Origin of the sequence: Pseudomonas antarctica (assembly GCF_001647715.1) — a bacterium.
GTDB lineage: Bacteria > Pseudomonadota > Gammaproteobacteria > Pseudomonadales > Pseudomonadaceae > Aquipseudomonas > Aquipseudomonas antarctica_A.
In genome coordinates, this window is the sequence record NZ_CP015600.1 from 3733733 (window position 1) to 3752020 (window position 18288).

Genomic DNA, 18288 nt, shown 5'->3' on the forward strand with positions numbered 1-18288 from the left:
CTTCACAGAACCGGGCTATCCGCGTTGTTTCATGCGGTCGATGACCACGGCCAGCAGCAGGATCGAACCGCGAATCACATACTGGTAAAAGGTGTCGATGTTCTTCAGGTTCATCGCATTCTCGATAATCGCCAGGATCAACACCCCCGCAATCACGTGGCGAATCATGCCCACCCCGCCACTCAACGACACCCCGCCGAGCACGCAGGCGGAAATCACCGTCAGCTCGAAACCCTGGCCAATCATCGGCTGGCCGGAGGTCATGCGTGAAGCCAGGATTACCCCCGCCAGCGCACCAATCACGCCATGCATGGCAAAGATCAGGATCTTGGTGCGGTCCACATTCACCCCGGCCAGCAACGCCGCTTCCGGGTTGCCGCCGATGGCCATGGTGTTGCGCCCATAGGTGGTGTAGTTGAGCAGCCAGCCGAAAAACAGGAAACACACGATGGTGATCAGGATCGGCACCGGCACCCCCAGCAACTGGCCGTTGCCGAAGATGAAAAACTGCTCCTGGGACACCCCCACAGCCTTGCCGTTGGCAAAGATATAGGCTAGGCCGCGCACGATCTGCATGGTTGCCAGGGTGGTAATCAACGCATTGACCCGCAGCTTGGCGATCACGATGCCGTTGATCAGGCCGACGATCAGCCCCATCAGTAGCGCTGCGCCAATGCCCAGCATCACGCTGTCGGTATCGCGCATCACGATGGCCGCCACGACCCCGGCGCAGGCAATCACCGAGCCCACCGACAAGTCGAAATGCCCCGACGCCAGGCAAAACAGCATGGTGCAGGCGGCGATACCAACCGTGGAAATTGCCAGGCCCAGCCCACGCATGTTCAGCGGCGAGAGGAAGTTGTCGATCAGCAAGGCGCACAGGACAAAGATCCCTATCGCCGCCAGCAACATTGCCCAGTTATCGAGCAGCGCACGCACATCGAGGGGTTTGCGTGCCGTGGGCAACGCGTTGTGTTGGGTTGTCATCGTCATCTCTCAGTTCGCCGGGCCGCGTGGCAAGGCCAGCTGCAGCAAGTTGGATTCAGTGGCGTGTTCACGGCGTTGTTCGCCGCGCAGGGCGCCTTCGCACAGCACCAGGATGCGGTCGGAAATGCCCATGACTTCCATCAGGTCGCTGGACACCACAATCACCGCAATGCCCTGCGCCGCGAGGTGGTGGATGATCTGGTAGATCTCGGCCTTGGCACCGATGTCGATGCCACGGGTCGGCTCGTCGAGCAGCAAGACCTTCATGGGCATCGACAACCAGCGGCCCAAAATGGCCTTTTGCTGATTGCCGCCGGACAGGTACATGATTTTCTGCGCCGCGTTCGGGGTTTTGACTTTCATGGCGCTGATCTGCTGGTCGGCATTGCCCTTTTCCCAGCCCTCGCGCAGCAGCCAACCGAACGCGGAGTGGGCACCGCGTGCGCTGATATTGATGTTTTCCGCGACGCTGGCGAGCGGGATGATGCCCTCCTTCTTGCGGTCTTCCGGGCACAGCAGCACACCGGCTGCGATGGCATCGCGCGGTGAGCGCAACTGCAGTGGTTGCCCACAGAGTTGCAGGTGGCCGGCGCTGGCGCGCTCCAAACCGCTGAGCAGCCGAAACAGCTCGGTACGCCCCGCGCCCACCAGCCCGAACAGGCCAAGAATCTCGCCCTTGCGCACCTCAAAGCTCACTGGCTCACGCAAGCCCGGGCCCAGCAGCGCCTCAACCTTGAGCGCGACCTCGCCATGTTCGCGCGCACGGTAGTCGTAGATATCCTGAATATCGCGACCGACCATGCAGGTCACCAACTGGTCATGGGTCAACGCGTTCATGTCATCAAAGGTGCGCACGTAGCGGCCGTCCTTGAACACCGTGACGGCGTTGCAGATACGGAACACTTCCTCCATGCGGTGCGACACGTAGAGCACCACTTTGCCCTCGTCACGCAGGCGCGTGATGATCGCCATCAGCCGATCGATTTCCCGTGCCGACAAGCTGCTGGTCGGCTCATCGAAAGCAATCACGCTCGCGCCACGGGACAGCGCCTTGGCGATTTCCACCAGTTGACGCTGGCCGAGGGACAGGCGACCGAGTTTTTCCTCAGGGTCGATTTCATCGGCCAGGCCTTTCAGGCACGCCAATGCCTGCTTGCGCAGAAGGCCGCGATTGACCACTCCAAAGCGTGATGGCAAATGCCCCAGAAACAGGTTCTCGGCAACCGTCATTTCCGGTACCAGATGCAATTCCTGGTGAATCACCGCGACGCCGCAGGCGATGCTGTCGGCGGCGGATTTGAACGCCATCACCTGCTCGCCAATCTGCAACGTACCGCTGCTGGGCACATAGGCCCCGCCGAGAATCTTCAGCAGCGTCGACTTGCCTGCGCCGTTTTCGCCCATCAAGGCGTGCACCTGTCCCGGGTAGGCGGTGAAGCTGATGCCGTCCAGCGCCTTGACCCCGGGAAAGGTTTTTCCGATGCCGTTAAAGCACAACCGGGCAGCGGCGTTGTGTGTCTGTACTTGCGCGTGCATAACCACCTCGTCACACGGATCAGGCGGCCCCGCTGCCGGGGCCGCCGAGGAAATGCATCAGTTCCACAAACCGATTTTTTCCAGCTCCTGCTTGAAGTTCTCGCGGGTGATCAGCGTGACTTCGTCCATGGCGGTGTACTTCGGCGGTTCCTTGCCGGTGGTAACCCAGTCGAACATCATCTTCGCGGTGTTGTAGCCCTCGATGTGCGGGCTCGGCAGCATCGAGCCGAAGAAGCCGCTGTTGGGTTTCTTCAATTCGCCGATGGCGTCGGTGCCATTGATGCCGATGCCAATCACATTGGCCGCGGCAAAGCCGGCACTTTCGGTGGCGCGTACGCCGCCCAGCACGGTGTTGTCGTTCATGCCGCCGATGATCAGGTTCTTGGCGCCACTGGGCAGTTTGACCAACGCCGAATTGGTCGCGTCCATGCTGCCCGGTACGTCGAGGGTCTTGGCGGCGGTGAACAGGATGTGGTCCTTGGGAATGCCGGCGTCTTCCAGGGATTTGACCGAGCCGTCGGTGCGTTTTTTACCGGTGTCGAGTTCGTTGAAGGTGTTGATCACCGCGTAGGTTTCCTTCCAGTCCCAGCCGCGTTTTTTCGCCTCAGCCGCCATCGCGGCGCCCTGCTTCTGGCCGACTTCGAAGGCCGCCATGCCCAGGTACGGCACGTCTTCCATGAAGTTGCCCTTGGCGTCGACGAAGCGATCATCCACCGCAATCACTTTCAGGCCGTTGGCCTTGGCCTTGGCAACGATGGCAGGCCCGAGGGACACGTCCGGCGGGCAGATCACAAAGCCCTTGGCGCCGTTGGCAGCCAGGCTGTCGATGGCCGACAGGGTTTTCTCGCCATCGGGCACGGCGATCTTGATCACGGTGAAACCATGCTCTTTGCCGGCTTTTTCAGCGAAGGCCCATTCGGTCTGGAACCAGGGCTCTTCGGCCTGCTTGACCAGGAAACCGATCTTCACTTCTTCAGCGGCCAGCAACAGGCCACTCAAGCTCAGGGCCGACACCGCGACAGCGGCGCAGCACAGGGAACGGATACCACGACGACGATTCATAGGGGTGACTCCTTGTTGTTGTTTTTTAAGTCTTGGGTTTAACCGGCAAAGCGGTGACAGGGTTTGCCTGGCACATCGACCTCGATGGCCAATACCGCGCCATCCAACGGATGGTCCAAGGGGCTGGCGGCGCTGGTGATATACAGCGTGGTGAGGTCGGGGCCACCAAACACGCAACTGGTGGGCCGGCTGACAGGCAGTTCGAGGATGCGGTCCACCTCACCTTCGGGCGTCAGGCGCAGCAGGCAACTGCCGTCCCAGCGCGCATTCCAGATATAGCCCTCGCGGTCCATCGCCGAGCCGTCCGGGCCGCCACGAGCATGTGGACCGAACCACACCTGTGCCGGATCGAGTTGGCCATCCGCCTGGATCGAATGCCGATACAACGTGCCGTCCATGCTGTCGCCGAAATGCACCTGGGTGCCGTCCTCGTTCCACAGCAAGGTGTTAGGAATGCCCAGGCCATGCAGCAACGGCGTTACCTGCGCGTCGGCATCAATGCGAAACAGGCCACCGGAACGCCGCGTGATGGGCAGGTCCTCACCTTGCTCGCCGATGTTGTTCTGCATGGTGCCCAGCCACAGCCGGCCGTGAGCATCACAGCGCGCTTCGTTGCCCCGGTTGCCGGGTTGCGGGTCGGCGACACAGAGCAGGGTCAAGGCCTCGGTTGCCAGGTTCAGGCGATACACGCCGCTGCTCAACGTCACCAGCGCATCGCCGCTTTCACACGGGATGAATGCCGAAACATGCTCCGGCAACTGCCAGACCTGCAATTGCCCGCCCATCAGGCGTAGCGCCTGTTTGCCGGCGATATTGACCCAATACAGTGCCTGGGTCGGCACGTCCCAGAACGGGCCTTCGCCCAACTGCGCACGGTGCGGGGTGACTGCGGTACACGGCATGTTGCCTCCTGGAGCAGGGTTCTCAGGTACGTGTTACAGCGGGTCGCGGCAAGGCGTGCCATCCACCAGCCGCTGAATACGCAACGGGTTGGCGTTTTTCAACGCGTCGGGCAGCAGGCTATCAGGGTAATTCTGGAAGCACACCGGGCGCAGGAAACGGTCGATGGCCAGGGTACCGACCGAGGTGCCACGGGCATCGGAGGTCGCCGGGTATGGGCCACCGTGGACCATCGAATCGCACACTTCAACACCGGTTGGGTAACCGTTAAGCAGGATGCGGCCGACCTTTTGTTCCAACAACGGCGTCAGTTCAGCGAACTGCGCAAAGTCAGTGGGCTCGCCGATAATCGTCGCCGTCAGTTGCCCGTGCAGGCCGTGCAAAGCCTTGCTGAGTTGGGCCTGGTCGGCCACTTCGACAAATACGGTGGTCGGGCCAAACACTTCCTCCTGCAGCACTTCATCGCCGTCGATCAGCAAACGCACATCGGCCTTGAACACCTGCGGCTGCGCCTGATTGCCGGTTTGGGCATTACCCGCCAGGTGCTGAATACCAGGGTGTGCGAGCAGTTTTTCCAAGCCCTTGCCGTAGCTGCTCAAGGTGCCGGCGTTGAGCATGGTTTGCGCCGGTTGATCGCCGATCAGTTGTGCCACTTGCTGGGTGAATGCCGTGAACTGCGGCGAGGCGATGCCGATCACCAGGCCGGGGTTGGTGCAAAACTGCCCACAGCCCTGCACCACCGACGCGGTCAGGTCGCGGGCGACTGTTTCCGCGCGAGCCTGCAACGCCTGGGGCAACACAATCACCGGGTTGATGCTCGACATCTCGGCAAACACCGGGATCGGCTGCGGGCGGGCCGCCGCCATATCACACAGTGCGCGACCGCCCTTGAGCGAACCAGTGAAGCCGACTGCCTGGATCGCCGGGTGCTTGACCAGTGCTTCGCCGACGCCGCCGCCGAAGATCATGTTGAATACACCCGCCGGCATCTCGGTGGCCTCGGCCGCCCGAATGATTGCATCGGCGACGCGCTCGGCCGTCGCCATATGCCCGCTGTGGGCCTTGAACACCACCGGGCAACCCGCCGCCAGCGCGGCAGCGGTGTCGCCACCCGCCGTGGAAAACGCCAAGGGGAAATTGCTCGCGCCAAACACTGCGACCGGGCCGAGGCCGATACGGTATTGGCGCAAGTCCGGGCGCGGCAGCGGCTGGCGGTCGGGCAAGGCGTTGTCGATACGTGCGCCGTAGAAGTCGCCACGGCGCAACACTGTGGCAAACAAACGCATCTGCCCGCTGGTACGTCCGCGCTCGCCTTTGATACGCGCAGCCGGCAACGCGGTTTCGCGGCAGACCAACTCAATGAAATCATCACCCAGCGCCTCCAGCTCGTCGGCCACCGCGTCCAGGAATTGCGCGCGACGCGAGGCACTCAACGTGCGGTACGCCGGGTAAGCGGCTGCGGCGGCCCGGGCGGCGGCGTCGACCTCCTCGGGCGTGGCCTGGTAGAAGGCCTGGGGCAAGGATTCGCCGGTACTGGCGTCGACGCTGTTGAGCGTGACACTGCCCTTGGCACTGCGCTGGCCGCCGATGTAGTTGTGGCCGAGAAACGAGGTCATGTTGTTCTCCTTAAAGGCTGATGACATTGCCGGGTTCGAACACCGCATCGGCCTTACCGACCGTGTTGATCAACGGCGCGCCAAATTCGGCTTGGCTGATCTCGAACACATCCCCCGGCTGGGTACGTATACCGTCCGCGAATGACAAGGTGGCGGTGCCGAAGAAGTGAATATGCACATCGCCCGGCGTGAGGAACTGGCGGTATTTGAAGTGGTGGTATTCGAGGTTTTCCAGGCTGTGGCACATGTTGGCCTCGCCACTGAGGAATTCGTTCTGCCAGATCACTTCTCCGTCGCGCAGGATGCGGCTGGTGCCCGCCAGGTGCTGGGGCAACTCGCCCACGCGCAATTCGGGGCCATAGCTGCAACTGCGCAGTTTGGAGTGAGCCAGGTACAGGTAGTTCTTGCGCTCCATCACATGGTCGGAAAACTCGTTGCCTACGGCGAAGCCAAGGCGATAAGGCTTGCCGTCGTGGCCGATCACGTAGAGGCCGCCGATCTCCGGCTCTTCGCCGGCATCTTCGGCAAACGGCGGCACCGGGAATGCTGCGCCCGGGCGCACGACGATGCTGCCGTCGCCCTTGTAGAACCATTCGGGTTGTACGCCCGCTTGGCCGGCGGCGGGTTTGCCGCCCTCCACGCCCCATTTGAAGATGCGCAGGGTGTCGGTCATGGCGCTGTCGTCACCGACTTGCTTGTGCATCTTGTCTCGCGCCGAAGCACTGCCCAGGTGGGTCAGGCCGGTGCCGCTGATCAACATGTGCGCCGGGTCCGGGTGGTCGAGTGGCGGCAGGATTTTCAGGTCGGCCAACAGGGCCGCGTAGTCGTAGCTGTCACCCAGGCCCAGGCGCTTGACCTGTTGCGCCAGGCCCTCGCCGGCTTCGATAGCGGCCAGCGCCAACTCGCGCACGCTGCGGGCGCTCTGCACTTCGCGCAATGTGCGGCCTTCCACCACGCCGACGCGGCGCTCGCCGTTACGTAACTCGAACTGAACTAAACGCATGAAGTGACTCCTCGATTAAGTACGTGTGGCGCCACGCGCGCTGGCGGCGAATTGGTCGACAGGCAGCACGTGCTTGCGCTCCAGCAGGCGATAGACCACGCCGGTCAGCACCAGCCCGAACACCATCACCCCGCTCAGGAAGTACAAACCGGAAGCCAGGGTGCCGGTGTATTCCTTGAGTGCACCAATCACAAACGGGCCGATGTAGCCGCCGAGGTTGCCCACCGAATTGATCAGCGCAATGCCCGCCGCCGCACTCGCACCGGCAAAGAACCGGCCCGGCAAGGTCCAGAACACCGCCGTGCAGGAAAACAGCGCAAACGCCGCCAGGCACAGCGCGGCCATTTGCAGCACCGGCACACTCAGCCAGGCGCTGAGGAACAGGCCGATGGCGCCGAGCACATAGAGCACGGCGAGGTGGCCGTAGCGGTCGTTCAAACGGTCGGAACTGCGCGGGATGATCAGCAGGCCGATGATGCCGAAGATGTACGGCACCGCGGAGATGAACCCGGTGACCAGGTCACTGCCGCCGAACTGCTTGATCAACGTCGGCAGCCACAGCCCCAGCCCATAAATGCTCAAGGTCACCGGCAGGTAGAACAGCGCCAGCAACAACACGCGTGTGTCTTTCAGCGCATGCAGTGGGTTGCCGTGGCGGGTCTGGCCGTAGGCTTGCAGGTCTTTATTGAGTTCGCCGGTGAGCCAGGTCTTTTCGTCCTCGCTCATCCACTTGACCTGTTTGGGGCCGTCCGGAAGGTAGCGCAGCACGGGCCAGGTGAGCAGCAGCGCCGGGGTGCCGATCACGATAAACAGCCACTGCCAGCCGTGCAGCCCAAGAATGCCGTCCATGCCCAGCAAGCCGCCGGACACCGGGCCGGTGATCATCATCGCGATGGGTTGGGACAGGATGAACAGCCCGAGAATCTTGCCGCGATGGCGTACCGGAAACCATTGGGTGATGTAGTAGAGAACGCCCGGAAAGAACCCGGCTTCCGCCGCGCCGAGCAAAAAGCGCATCACATAGAAGCTGTGGGGGCCCTGCACGAATGCCATGCCGATGGTGATGGCGCCCCACGTGAGCATGATGCGGGCAAACCAGCGCCGGGCACCGAAGCGGTCGAGCATCAGGTTGCTGGGGATCTCGAACAGGAAGTAGCCAATGAAGAACAGCCCCGCGCCCAGGCCATACGCGGCGTCACCGATACCGACGTCGGCGCCCATGTGCAACTTGGCAAAGCCCACTGCCGAGCGGTCCACATAGGCGACCAGGTACAGCAGGATCAGGAAGGGAATCAGTTTCAGCGTGATGCGCCGAATAAGCCGCAGTTCCTGGCTCATGGGGTCGATCTCCGATTGTTGTTTTTATAGAAGCTCGGGGGCTGCCTCTCGCGAAAATCCGCCAGGGCCATGCCTCAGTTAAGACGGACTATATAGTAGGACTATTTACAAAACAACACTTCCAAAGCCTCGATTTTGCGCTTATGTTTAGCCACATATAGAACATATAGTCATACAATAAGAGAAGCCATCATGCCTGATAAAAAGCCCGCCCTCCGCTCCGCCCAGTGGTTCGGCACCGCCGACAAGAACGGCTTTATGTACCGCAGCTGGATGAAGAACCAGGGCATCGCCGACCATCAGTTCCACGGAAAACCGATCATCGGTATCTGCAATACCTGGTCTGAGCTGACCCCGTGCAACGCGCATTTCCGCCAGATTGCCGAGCACGTCAAACGCGGAGTGATCGAGGCCGGTGGCTTCCCCGTGGAATTCCCGGTGTTCTCCAACGGCGAATCCAACCTGCGCCCCACCGCCATGCTCACCCGCAACCTGGCGAGCATGGATGTGGAAGAAGCCATTCGCGGCAACCCCATCGACGGCGTAGTGCTGTTGACCGGCTGTGACAAAACCACCCCGGCCTTGCTGATGGGCGCGGCCAGTTGCGACGTGCCGGCCATCGTGGTCACCGGCGGGCCGATGCTCAACGGCAAGCACAAGGGCCAGGACATCGGCTCGGGCACCGTGGTGTGGCAGCTCAGCGAACAGGTCAAGGCCGGCACGATTACCCTGGACGATTTCCTCGCGGCCGAGGGTGGCATGTCGCGCTCGGCGGGCACCTGCAACACCATGGGCACCGCGTCGACCATGGCGTGCATGGCCGAGGCACTGGGCACTTCCCTGCCCCACAACGCGGCGATCCCGGCGGTGGATGCGCGGCGTTACGTGCTGGCGCACATGTCCGGCATGCGCGCGGTGGAGATGGTGCGCGAAGACTTGAAGCTGTCGAAGATCCTCACCAAGGAAGCGTTTGAAAACGCGATCCGCGTGAATGCGGCCATCGGCGGCTCGACCAACGCGGTGATCCACTTGAAAGCCATTGCCGGGCGTATCGGCGTCGAGCTCGACCTCGATGACTGGACACGCATAGGCCGTGGCATACCCACCATCGTCGACCTGCAACCCTCGGGGCGCTTCCTGATGGAGGAGTTCTATTACGCCGGCGGCCTGCCTGCCGTGCTGCGCCGCCTCGGCGAAGCCAACCTGATCCCGCACCCGAATGCTTTGACCGTCAACGGCAAGTCCCTGGGCGAGAACACCAAGGACTCGCCGATCTACGGCCAGGACGAAGTGATCCGCACCCTCGACAACCCGATCCGCGCTGACGGTGGCATCTGCGTGCTGCGCGGCAACCTGGCCCCGTTGGGCGCCGTGCTCAAACCGTCGGCCGCCAGCGCACAGTTGATGCAGCACCGAGGCCGTGCGGTGGTGTTCGAGGACTTCGACATGTACAAGGCGCGCATCAACGACCCGGCGCTGGACGTGGATGCCAACTCGATCCTGGTCATGAAAAACTGCGGACCCAAGGGCTACCCGGGCATGGCCGAAGTCGGCAATATGGGTTTGCCGGCCAAACTGCTGGCCCAGGGCGTGACCGATATGGTGCGTATTTCCGACGCGCGCATGAGCGGCACCGCCTACGGCACGGTGGTGCTGCACGTGGCGCCGGAAGCCGCTGCCGGCGGCCCGCTGGCCACGGTGAAGGAAGGCGACTGGATTGAACTCGATTGCGCCAATGGCCGCCTGCACCTGGACATCCCCGACGCAGAGCTGGCCGCGCGCATGGCCGACCTGGCGCCACCGCAGAAGCTGATCGTCGGGGGCTACCGTCAGCTGTACATCGACCACGTGCTGCAGGCGGACCAAGGCTGCGACTTTGACTTCCTGGTGGGCTGCCGTGGGGCTGAAGTCCCGCGTCATTCCCACTAATTGGGATGCTATGATGCCGCCTATTTAGCCAGAGCCTCCCGTTCGTTATGGATCACCAGCCGCCCAAGCCGCGCAAGAGCATGCATGCCCAGATCGTTCAGGACTTGGGCATGCACATCGTTTCCGGCCGCTTCAAACCCGAAGAACGCCTGCCCATGGAGGCCACGCTCTGCGAGGAGTACAAGGTCAGCCGCTCGGTGTTGCGTGAGGCGACGCGGGTGCTCAGCGCCAAGGGCCTGGTGTATTCCAAGCCACGGGTGGGCGCGGTGGTGCGGCCACGCTTGAAATGGCACCTGCTGGACCCGGACGTGTTGTCCTGGCTGATGCAGTCCACGCCCCACAGTGAGTTCTTCAACACCCTGGCCGGTGTGCGGCGCATCCTCGAACCGGAAATCGCCGCCATGGCCGCGACCACCGCCACCGACGAAGACATCGCTACTATCGAAAAAGCCTACGTGGGCATGGAAACCGCGAAGACCCACGACGACCTGTTGCAGGCCGACCTGGACTTCCACCGTGCGATTGCCGACGCCACCCGCAACGACTTGCTGGCCTACATGTGCAACATGCTGTCGCTGCCGTTGCGCGAGTCGATCAACATCACCAACCGCCGCCCGGACATCCAGGGCCTCAGCCTGCCCCGCCACAAGGCCATCCTCACCGCCATCCAGAACCGTGACGCCCTCGGCGCCCGGCACGCCTCGCTGGTGCAACTGGATGACACCCGCGTGGCGCTGGACACCGTGATGAATGTGCTGACCCCGCTGTAAATCCATCGTCTACGCTCAGGGGGGCAGTTCGAGGAACCGGCCATGCGCGGACGACGCTCGCAGTACCACGGCATTCATGACGTCGTGGCGCCCTCCACGCCTGTCTGAAAGGTAGAGGATGATGCAATGGTCAGGCTTGTCATACTGCTATTAGGGGTTGATTACCTTCGGTCATATTGGCGCACGCTGACAGCCATTGGGGTTGTCGGCATCCTTGCCGGGAGCATCGTGTTTATTGATGCACTGGATGATGCACTGTACTTCCCGATAAACCCCTTCGCCTGGTTATTGTTGCTCGAAGGCAGTGCGACGTTGATCGTCGCTCACAGTGGGATCGTCGGGCAGCGCAAGCTGCGCTACCTCAAAGGCTTCTCGTTTGTGCTGGCGGCATCACTGATCCTGGCGGGCCACCACCACGGCAACTTTATTCTTTCGATGATATTCGGCACGCTGTTTTTAGCCGACGGGTTACTGCAGATCGTGTCCGCTTATGTTGTCCGCTACCGAACCTGGCGCATCGCAATGTTCGGCGGCGGGGTCGAAATCGCTTTGGCCATCTTCTTCTTTCAACCCTACCCGACAGACTATATCGGCACGGTCCCCTACTGCCTCGGGCTGGGATTGTTTTTTGCAGGTTGGAATATGTTGCTTGTTGCTGGCCGCGCCCGCCGAATGGTCTCCAACCCTGCGCTGGAGGGTGATGCGCAGAGTCCCATTCCTGGGCCAAGTCACAAAAAACCAACCGAGCGGGACAGTGCGACAGACGACAATGCCCAGGCCCTTATCGTCCATATATGGACGCCCCTCGGTGTAGCGAATGCTGAAGTTGTGCGCCGCCCATTGATAGAACGGTATATCGCCGCCGTGGACAAGAATGGGGTGATATCAACGGGGCACGCCGCACTGGAAGCGCCGGATGGTCTGTACGTGAGCCTTTACCCAGCGGAGGACATCGACCATTCGCCCGACCAGTTCATGCGCCTGTTGCGGGCCACCGACGATAACAACATGCCGGGAGAGTTTCAGTCCGATTACCTCACGGAATCGCAGGCATGGTGCCCGTCTACCGTTCAAGTACACCTGCGTAACTATGACCCACAGCACTTGCATGACTTTTGGGAGACATACCGTAAAGACACCACCTATAACCTCACCCACCGCAATTGTTCCAGCAGCGTCATACAGGTGCTTGAAGCGGCTCTGGAAGGGTCTTTAGGGCGTATCTGGGGGCATTACGGCCTCTACCGTATTCTGGGAAAAATATTCACTACGCCGGAATTATGGGTGGCCATTCAAATCCGTAAACGCGCGCAAACCATGGCTTGGACGCCAGGCCTGGCACTCGATTATGCGCGGGCGCTCAGTATGCTGGTAGACCCCAGGCCCACTGGCTGGATCAATACCAGCCAGCGTGCGTTTCAGAAAATACGGTCTTTGCGCCGTCAGTGGCAAAAAGAAAAAGCATTGGCTGAGTCCAGTAGAAAAAACCCGCCGGATGATCTCAAAAAACCTATGTGAGTTTTGCTCCGCCCGCCTCTGGGTCCGTATCACGCCTGACGGACCTGCGTTAGCTGACTCGTTTCGATAAAAAACCCGGACACTGTCCGGGTTTTCTTACCCTAGGGTTTTATCAACTGCCCAACTCGCCACGGGTGTCTGCGTCGAAGCGCTGACGGGCCTGATCAGCCGCCGGTTTGAGCAAAGCGAGCAGCGCCGCCTCACTGTACAACTGATTGACCGCCAGCTCCTTGGGGGTCGGTTCAATCGGGATCAGCAACTCTTCGCCGTCGGCGTGCAGCCAGATGGCCACAACGTGCAGTGCCGAGATGAATAACACGCGCAGCTCCACGGTTTTACCCTGCAATTGCGGCGACTGTTCCGCCAGTTTCAGCGCATCCACCGTCGCCGCTGCCAACGTCCCGTGGTTGAGTGACGCGAACTCGACATGCCCGCGTACGTCGGCCAATTGCGCGTCGGCAATCGTCGCGCCATCGGCAAATACCAGGTAATGCCAATCGCCGACCTCAGCGTCTTTCAGGCCTTTACCGAGGCTCAGGTCCTCCAGGCTGAGCGAGTAGCCACGATAGCCTTCGCTCAGCCTGATTTGGCCCGGCACGGCGGCTGCGAATTGGCGATTGATGCCGAAGCCCTGGGTCTGCAGCGCGGCTTGCAGCGCTGGACGCAGTACCTGTACGCCGTTGGAAGGCGCCTTTGGATAAGTCAGTTGCATGATGCAGCCCTCCTCAGTTTTTTACGGTGAAGTAAGTGTTGGTCCAATTGCCGCCGCCGTTGTACGAACCGGGGAACGAGTTCAATGCGCGGGTCGAATAGCCGTAGATCGAATCTGCGATCAACAGGTAGTTGCCGTTGGTGCCATAGATCACCAGAAAGTGCGCACCGCCACCGTACCAGGCGCAACGCAAACCGATGGGGCGGCCCATGTTGAGCTGGTTCTGGATGGCCGACATCTGCAGCGAGCCTTGATTCATGCCGTTGTAGCTGCGCGTGATCCGAAGCGCGGAATCCAGGTAGCCGTAGACGTTGCACGGTCCCGGCTGGTTGCAGCAGTTGCGGTCCAGCGCGTTGCTGGCAACACCGCACTGGGTCCAGGACCCGGTGCCGTAGTAGTTGCCGACCGACGCGGAAACAGCCGCCCAGCACCAGTTGGTCTGGGTTTGTTTCTGCATGCTGAAATTCAGGCTGGCGGCAGCCATTGCCTTAGTCTGATGAGCCGCTTCGACTTCGACCAATTGCGGGTCGAGCAGATGACCGATCAGGCAGTTGGGCTGTGTGTCGCCGGTGAATCGGGTTGTTTCAGGGGTTAACATTTTTCAATCCTCCATGAATGAAAACACGCGTCCAGCGTGTAAAGGTGCAGCGGTGTTGCTGAGCTATCGACGTTCCGGGATGCCCGTATTCGAGGGCGCGTTCCGATCTGGCTCGAGGTAACCCTAGGCGTGAATATGCATTAACGCAAACATATAAATGCATAACTGCATATTCATTGAAGAAGAGTGCAGACTACGAGGATCACCGCGTTCGCTGCCTCGACCGGCCTGTCGCCGATTGATAACAAAACGCCCCAAACAAATCGGGGCGTTTTGCATTGGCCTTCATCAGGGTGTTGTCACAGCGTCAACCCGGGCATGCTTCCCTTCACCAGCATGATTGATAGCACCTGGGGGGTAAGTTTTCAGCACTCGGCCTCAGGCTGTTTTAGAGAGAAATTTCATGGCTGAAGCTGAGACGGGTCCGCCTCACTGTGGCTGTTGTCCTCAGCCTTGATCAGAACGTTACTGTCCTCGTCAATTTGATAGGGAACATCAGCTTCTACACCGTCGATGCCCGTCTTGACGACCACGTTGGTGTAACGCTTACCGTCCCAGCAGCGGAAAACCAGTGTCGAGTTCTCTCCGCCTGAAAGCGTCGAGCCGAGACTCCCTATAAGCCGGCTGTCAGCGCCTGCGGTCAATACGCAGTTCTTGCCAGCCGTCAGCTTGCTACGATCCCCGGCCATCAGCACACAATCGTCGCCGGCAGTGAGTTTGCTCCGGTCGCCAGCAGTCAGGTAACTGTTGCTGCCGGCCAGGAGCTTGCTGCGATCGCCCGCTGTCTGGGTGCTGTCTGCACCGGCAGTCAGCTTGCTGCGGTCGCCCGCCATCTGGACACTGTTAGCGCCGGCGATCAACGTGCTGCGAGAACCCGCTGTTTGCGAACTGCCTTTGCCGGCGATCAACATACTTTTGTGCCCTGCAATCTGAGTGCTCTCATGGCCCGCAATCAGCGAACTCTTATGGCTCGCAATCTGGTTGCTGCCGTATCCCGCCGTCAGGCTGCTGCGCATGCCTGAGGTAAGACTGCTGCCGTAGCCCGCCGTCAGTACACTGTGCAGTCCACTGATGAGTGTGCTGCCATAGCCCGCGGTCAAACAGCTGCGCGTGCCACTGGTCAAGCTGCTGCCATAACCGGCAATCAGCGAGCTGTCCTGCCCTGCAATCCCGGTGCTGCCATAACCCGCGGTGAGCGTGCTGTCGCGCTCCGCCATCTGGGTACTGCCATAACCCGCTGTTAATGTGCTCTCAAAACCGGCGGTCTGCGAACTGCCGTAGCCGGCCATCAACGAACTGCTAAACCCGGCTGTTTGCGTGCTGCCATAGCCGGCGGTTAGCGTACTGCTGTCCAAAGCGGTTAGCGTACTGCCATAACCCGCGGTCATGACACTGCCGTAACCCGCAGTCTGAGTACTGCCATAACCCGTCGTCAGGCTGCTGTTGTAGCCGGCAGTTTGAGTGCTGCCGTAACCGGCGATCAGCGTACTGTTGTAGCCCGCCGTTGAAGTGCTCCCATAACCGGTCGTCAGCGAGCTTTCTTCCTGGGCGGTCTGGGTGCTGCCGTAGCCTGCGGTCAGGGTGCTTTTGTAGCCGGCGGTTTGCGTACTGCCATAGCCGGCAATCAGCCTGCTTTCATAGCCGGCTGTTGATGTACTTCCGTAGCCGGCAGTTAACCAACTTTGCTCCTGAGCCGTCTGGCAACTGCCGTAACCCGCTGTCAACGTAGACTCATAGCCAGCGGTCTGGGTGCTGCCGTAACCCGCGACCAACGAACTTTGATAACCCGCAGTCGAGGTACTGCCGTAACCCGTGGTGAGCGAGCTATTGTCCTGGGCCGTTTGGGTACTGCCGTAGCCGGCAGTCAGGGTGCTCTCATATCCCGATGTTTGCGTACTGCCGTAGCCGGCGATTAATGAACTGTTGAATCCGGCAGTTGAGGTACTGCCATATCCCGCAGTCAGCGAACTGTCCTCCTGAGCGGTTTGGGTGCTGCCGTAGCCCGCAGTGAGTGTACTTTCGTGTCCTGCGGTCTGAGTACTGCCGTAGCCTGCGATCAGCGAGCTGTCAGCGCCGGCGGTACTCGTACTGCCATAACCTGCGGTGAGTGAACTGCCTTCTTGTGCCGTCTGCGTGCTGCCGTATCCGGCAGTCAGAATGCTTCCGTAACCGGCAGTCTGGGTACTGCCGTAACCGGCGATCAACGAACTGTCGTAACCACCGGTTTCAGTACTGCCGTAGCCGGCGATGAGATCACTGCTTTCCTGGGCGGTCTGAGTGCTGCCATAACCCGAAGTCAGAATGCTTTTGTAACCCGCAGTCTGGGTGCTGCCATAACCTGCAATCAACGCACTTGCGTGACCGGCGGTCTGCGAGCTGCCGTAACCGGCAGTCACCATACTGCCAGGTCCAGTGGTGGCCGTGCTGCCGTAGCCGGCAGTCAGGTCACTGCCTTCCTGAGCCGTCTGAGTACTGCCGTAACCCGCAGTCAGGGAGCTTTCTCCCCCTGCAGTTTGGGTGCTGCCGTAGCCCGCGATCAGTGAACTGTCGGAGCCCGCAGTGCTCGTGCTGCCGTAACCGGCGGTGAGATCACTGCCCAATTGAGCTGTTTGCGTACTGCCATAACCGGCAGTCAGGGAGCTGTCTGTGCCAGCAGTTTGCGTGCTGCCGTAGCCGGCGATCAGCGAACTGTCGGAGCCCGCAGTGCTCGTGCTGCCGTAACCGGCGGTGAGATCACTGCCCAATTGAGCTGTTTGCGTACTGCCATAACCGGCAGTCAGGGAGCTGTCTCCCCCGGCAGTCTGCGTGCTGCCATAACCGGCAATCAGTGAGCTGTCGGAACCCGCAGTGCTCGTACTGCCGTAACCGGCAGTAAGATCACTGCCCACTTGAGCCGTTTGGGTACTGCCGTAACCGGCAGTCAGGGAGCTGTCTGTGCCGGCAGTCTGCGTACTGCCGTAACCTGCGATCAGTGAGCTGTCGGAGCCCGAAGTGCTTGTACTGCCGTAACCAGCGGTGAGATCACTGCCTTTGCGGGCTGTTTGGGTGCTGCCATACCCTGCGGTCAGAGAGCTTTCTCCGCCGGCCGTTTGCGTGCTCCCGTAGCCAGCGATCAGCAAACTGTCGGAGCCAGCGGTGCTCGTACTGCCATAACCGGCGGTGAGATCACTGCCTTCTTGAGCCGTCTGGGTGCTGCCGTAACCGGCGGTCAAGGAGCTTTCGCCCCCGGCTGTTTGCGTGCTGCCATACCCGGCAATCAGCGAACTGTCGGAGCCGGCGGTGCCAGTGCTGCCGTAGCCGGCGGTGAGATCACTGCCTACCTGAGCCGTCTGGGTACTGCCGTAACCGGCGGTCAAGGAGCTTTCGCCCCCGGCTGTTTGCGTGCTGCCATACCCGGCAATCAGCGAACTGTCGGAGCCGGCGGTGCCAGTGCTGCCGTAGCCGGCGGTGAGATCACTGCCTACCTGAGCCGTCTGGGTACTGCCGTAACCGGCGGTCAAGGAGCTTTCGCCACCGGCCGTTTGCGTGCTGCCATACCCGGCAATGAGCGAACTGTCAGAGCCGGCGGTGCCAGTGCTGCCGTAGCCGGCGGTGAGATCACTGCCCACCTGAGCCGTTTGGGTACTGCCGTAACCGGCGGTCAAGGAGCTTTCGCCCCCGGCTGTTTGCGTGCTGCCATACCCGGCAATGAGTGAGCTGTCGGAGCCGGCGGTACTCGTACTGCCATAACCGGCGGTGAGATCACTGCCTTCTTGAGCTGTTTGGGTACTGCCGTAACCGGCGGTCAAGGAGCTTTCGCCCCCGGCCGTTTGCGTGCTGCCATACCCGGCAATCAGCGAGCTGTCGGAGCCGGCGGTGCCGGTGCTGCCGTAGCCTGCGGTGAGATCACTGCCTACCTTGGCTGTTTGTGTACTGCCATACCCCGCCATCAGGGAGCTTTCATCGCCGGCGGTTTGTGTACTGCCGTAGCCGGCAATGATCGAACTATCAGAACCCGACGTTCCGGTACTGCCATAGCCTGCAATAAGTGTGCTGCTGTCTCCGGCAGTTTCAGTGCTGCCGTAGCCGGCAATGAGTTGGCTCTGATTAGCGCCAGTGAGCGTACTGCCATACACGGCCGTTTCCAGCGTTTGCGGATGACGCACAGTGGTACGACGATTGACGACATCGGGAGCAGTGTTAGTAGTAACCGGCAGGACGGGAAGGACAGACGTCGTCGCTGATTGCGCGTCAGGACTAACAAATGCCTCAATCAAATTTGTCGTGGAGGCTTCATACTTGCAAGCATTGTTATAAATAAAGTCCAGTGCACTGCTTCG

General features: G+C 61.0%; 13 protein-coding genes. 3 read left to right on the forward strand and 10 right to left on the reverse strand.

Going from position 1 to position 18288, the window contains the following annotated elements:
- Positions 1 to 15: 15 nt before the first annotated feature.
- From araH to A7J50_RS16705, 7 genes are read right to left on the reverse strand one after another with little or no spacing between them, the layout of a single operon-like run.
- Entirely contained in the window at positions 16 to 987 is a 972-nt protein-coding gene (gene araH / locus A7J50_RS16675; RefSeq protein ID WP_064452813.1) for an L-arabinose ABC transporter permease AraH, read from the reverse strand.
- Positions 988 to 996: 9 nt separating this feature from the next.
- Positions 997 to 2523 carry an L-arabinose ABC transporter ATP-binding protein AraG gene (araG, locus tag A7J50_RS16680; protein WP_064452814.1) on the reverse strand — a complete coding sequence of 509 codons (1527 nt, stop codon included), beginning with the start codon at positions 2521 to 2523 and terminating at the stop codon, positions 997 to 999.
- Positions 2524 to 2580: 57 nt separating this feature from the next.
- On the reverse strand, positions 2581 to 3585 hold the full coding sequence (locus A7J50_RS16685) for a substrate-binding domain-containing protein (RefSeq protein ID WP_064452815.1): 1005 nt from the start codon (positions 3583 to 3585) through the stop codon (positions 2581 to 2583).
- Positions 3586 to 3623: 38 nt separating this feature from the next.
- Positions 3624 to 4487: an SMP-30/gluconolactonase/LRE family protein gene (locus A7J50_RS16690; RefSeq protein WP_064452816.1), complete on the reverse strand. Its 864-nt coding sequence runs from the start codon at positions 4485 to 4487 to the stop codon at positions 3624 to 3626.
- A 33-nt stretch (positions 4488 to 4520) separates the two neighbouring features.
- A complete protein-coding gene (locus tag A7J50_RS16695; protein ID WP_064452817.1) occupies positions 4521 to 6101 on the reverse strand; it encodes an aldehyde dehydrogenase (NADP(+)) in 1581 nt (526 codons plus the stop codon).
- A 10-nt stretch (positions 6102 to 6111) separates the two neighbouring features.
- Positions 6112 to 7104, reverse strand: a complete 993-nt coding sequence (gene araD1 / locus A7J50_RS16700; protein WP_064452818.1) for an AraD1 family protein — start codon at positions 7102 to 7104, stop codon at positions 6112 to 6114.
- 15 nt (positions 7105 to 7119) lie between these two features.
- A complete protein-coding gene (locus A7J50_RS16705) occupies positions 7120 to 8442 on the reverse strand; it encodes an MFS transporter (protein ID WP_064452819.1) in 1323 nt (440 codons plus the stop codon).
- A gap of 192 nt (positions 8443 to 8634) precedes the next feature.
- Between A7J50_RS16705 and A7J50_RS16710 the strand changes: the two genes are divergently transcribed.
- The 3 genes from A7J50_RS16710 to A7J50_RS16720 all read left to right on the forward strand — a co-directional run bounded on the left by A7J50_RS16710 (position 8635) and on the right by A7J50_RS16720 (position 12659).
- On the forward strand, positions 8635 to 10371 hold the full coding sequence (locus A7J50_RS16710) for an IlvD/Edd family dehydratase (protein WP_064452820.1): 1737 nt from the start codon (positions 8635 to 8637) through the stop codon (positions 10369 to 10371).
- 47 nt (positions 10372 to 10418) lie between these two features.
- Positions 10419 to 11141 (forward strand): FadR/GntR family transcriptional regulator, encoded by a 723-nt coding sequence (locus A7J50_RS16715; RefSeq protein WP_064452821.1) that lies wholly within the window; start codon positions 10419 to 10421, stop codon positions 11139 to 11141.
- 126 nt (positions 11142 to 11267) lie between these two features.
- Positions 11268 to 12659, forward strand: coding sequence for an HdeD family acid-resistance protein (locus A7J50_RS16720; RefSeq protein WP_064452822.1), 1392 nt, complete (start codon positions 11268 to 11270; stop codon positions 12657 to 12659).
- Between the two features lie 112 nt (positions 12660 to 12771).
- Here A7J50_RS16720 and A7J50_RS16725 read toward each other — a convergent pair whose 3' ends face one another.
- The 3 genes from A7J50_RS16725 to A7J50_RS16735 form a co-directional block, all read right to left on the reverse strand.
- A complete protein-coding gene (locus tag A7J50_RS16725; RefSeq protein ID WP_064452823.1) occupies positions 12772 to 13371 on the reverse strand; it encodes a hypothetical protein in 600 nt (199 codons plus the stop codon).
- Positions 13372 to 13384: 13 nt separating this feature from the next.
- The gene (locus A7J50_RS16730) at positions 13385 to 13969 is read right to left on the reverse strand and encodes a papain-like cysteine protease family protein (protein ID WP_064452824.1); all 585 of its coding nucleotides are present in this window, start codon (positions 13967 to 13969) and stop codon (positions 13385 to 13387) included.
- Positions 13970 to 14370: 401 nt separating this feature from the next.
- Complete coding sequence (locus A7J50_RS16735) at positions 14371 to 18084, reverse strand: beta strand repeat-containing protein (RefSeq protein ID WP_410524772.1); 3714 nt, start codon at positions 18082 to 18084, stop codon at positions 14371 to 14373.
- Positions 18085 to 18288: the final 204 nt, after the last annotated feature.

Excerpts from the sequence above, each read along its gene's own strand:
- A7J50_RS16725 (WP_064452823.1), bottom strand. The coding sequence starts at position 13,371 with ATGCAACTGACTTATCCAAAGGCGCCTTCCAACGGCGTACAGGTACTG.
- A7J50_RS16695 (WP_064452817.1), bottom strand. The coding sequence starts at position 6,101 with ATGACCTCGTTTCTCGGCCACAACTACATCGGCGGCCAGCGCAGTGCC.
- A7J50_RS16705 (WP_064452819.1), bottom strand. The coding sequence starts at position 8,442 with ATGAGCCAGGAACTGCGGCTTATTCGGCGCATCACGCTGAAACTGATT.
- A7J50_RS16730 (WP_064452824.1), bottom strand. The coding sequence starts at position 13,969 with ATGTTAACCCCTGAAACAACCCGATTCACCGGCGACACACAGCCCAAC.
- A7J50_RS16720 (WP_064452822.1), top strand. The coding sequence starts at position 11,268 with ATGGTCAGGCTTGTCATACTGCTATTAGGGGTTGATTACCTTCGGTCA.
- A7J50_RS16710 (WP_064452820.1), top strand. The coding sequence starts at position 8,635 with ATGCCTGATAAAAAGCCCGCCCTCCGCTCCGCCCAGTGGTTCGGCACC.
- A7J50_RS16690 (WP_064452816.1), bottom strand. The coding sequence starts at position 4,487 with ATGCCGTGTACCGCAGTCACCCCGCACCGTGCGCAGTTGGGCGAAGGC.
- A7J50_RS16715 (WP_064452821.1), top strand. The coding sequence starts at position 10,419 with ATGGATCACCAGCCGCCCAAGCCGCGCAAGAGCATGCATGCCCAGATC.
- araH (WP_064452813.1), bottom strand. The coding sequence starts at position 987 with ATGACAACCCAACACAACGCGTTGCCCACGGCACGCAAACCCCTCGAT.
- araG (WP_064452814.1), bottom strand. The coding sequence starts at position 2,523 with ATGCACGCGCAAGTACAGACACACAACGCCGCTGCCCGGTTGTGCTTT.
- A7J50_RS16685 (WP_064452815.1), bottom strand. The coding sequence starts at position 3,585 with ATGAATCGTCGTCGTGGTATCCGTTCCCTGTGCTGCGCCGCTGTCGCG.
- araD1 (WP_064452818.1), bottom strand. The coding sequence starts at position 7,104 with ATGCGTTTAGTTCAGTTCGAGTTACGTAACGGCGAGCGCCGCGTCGGC.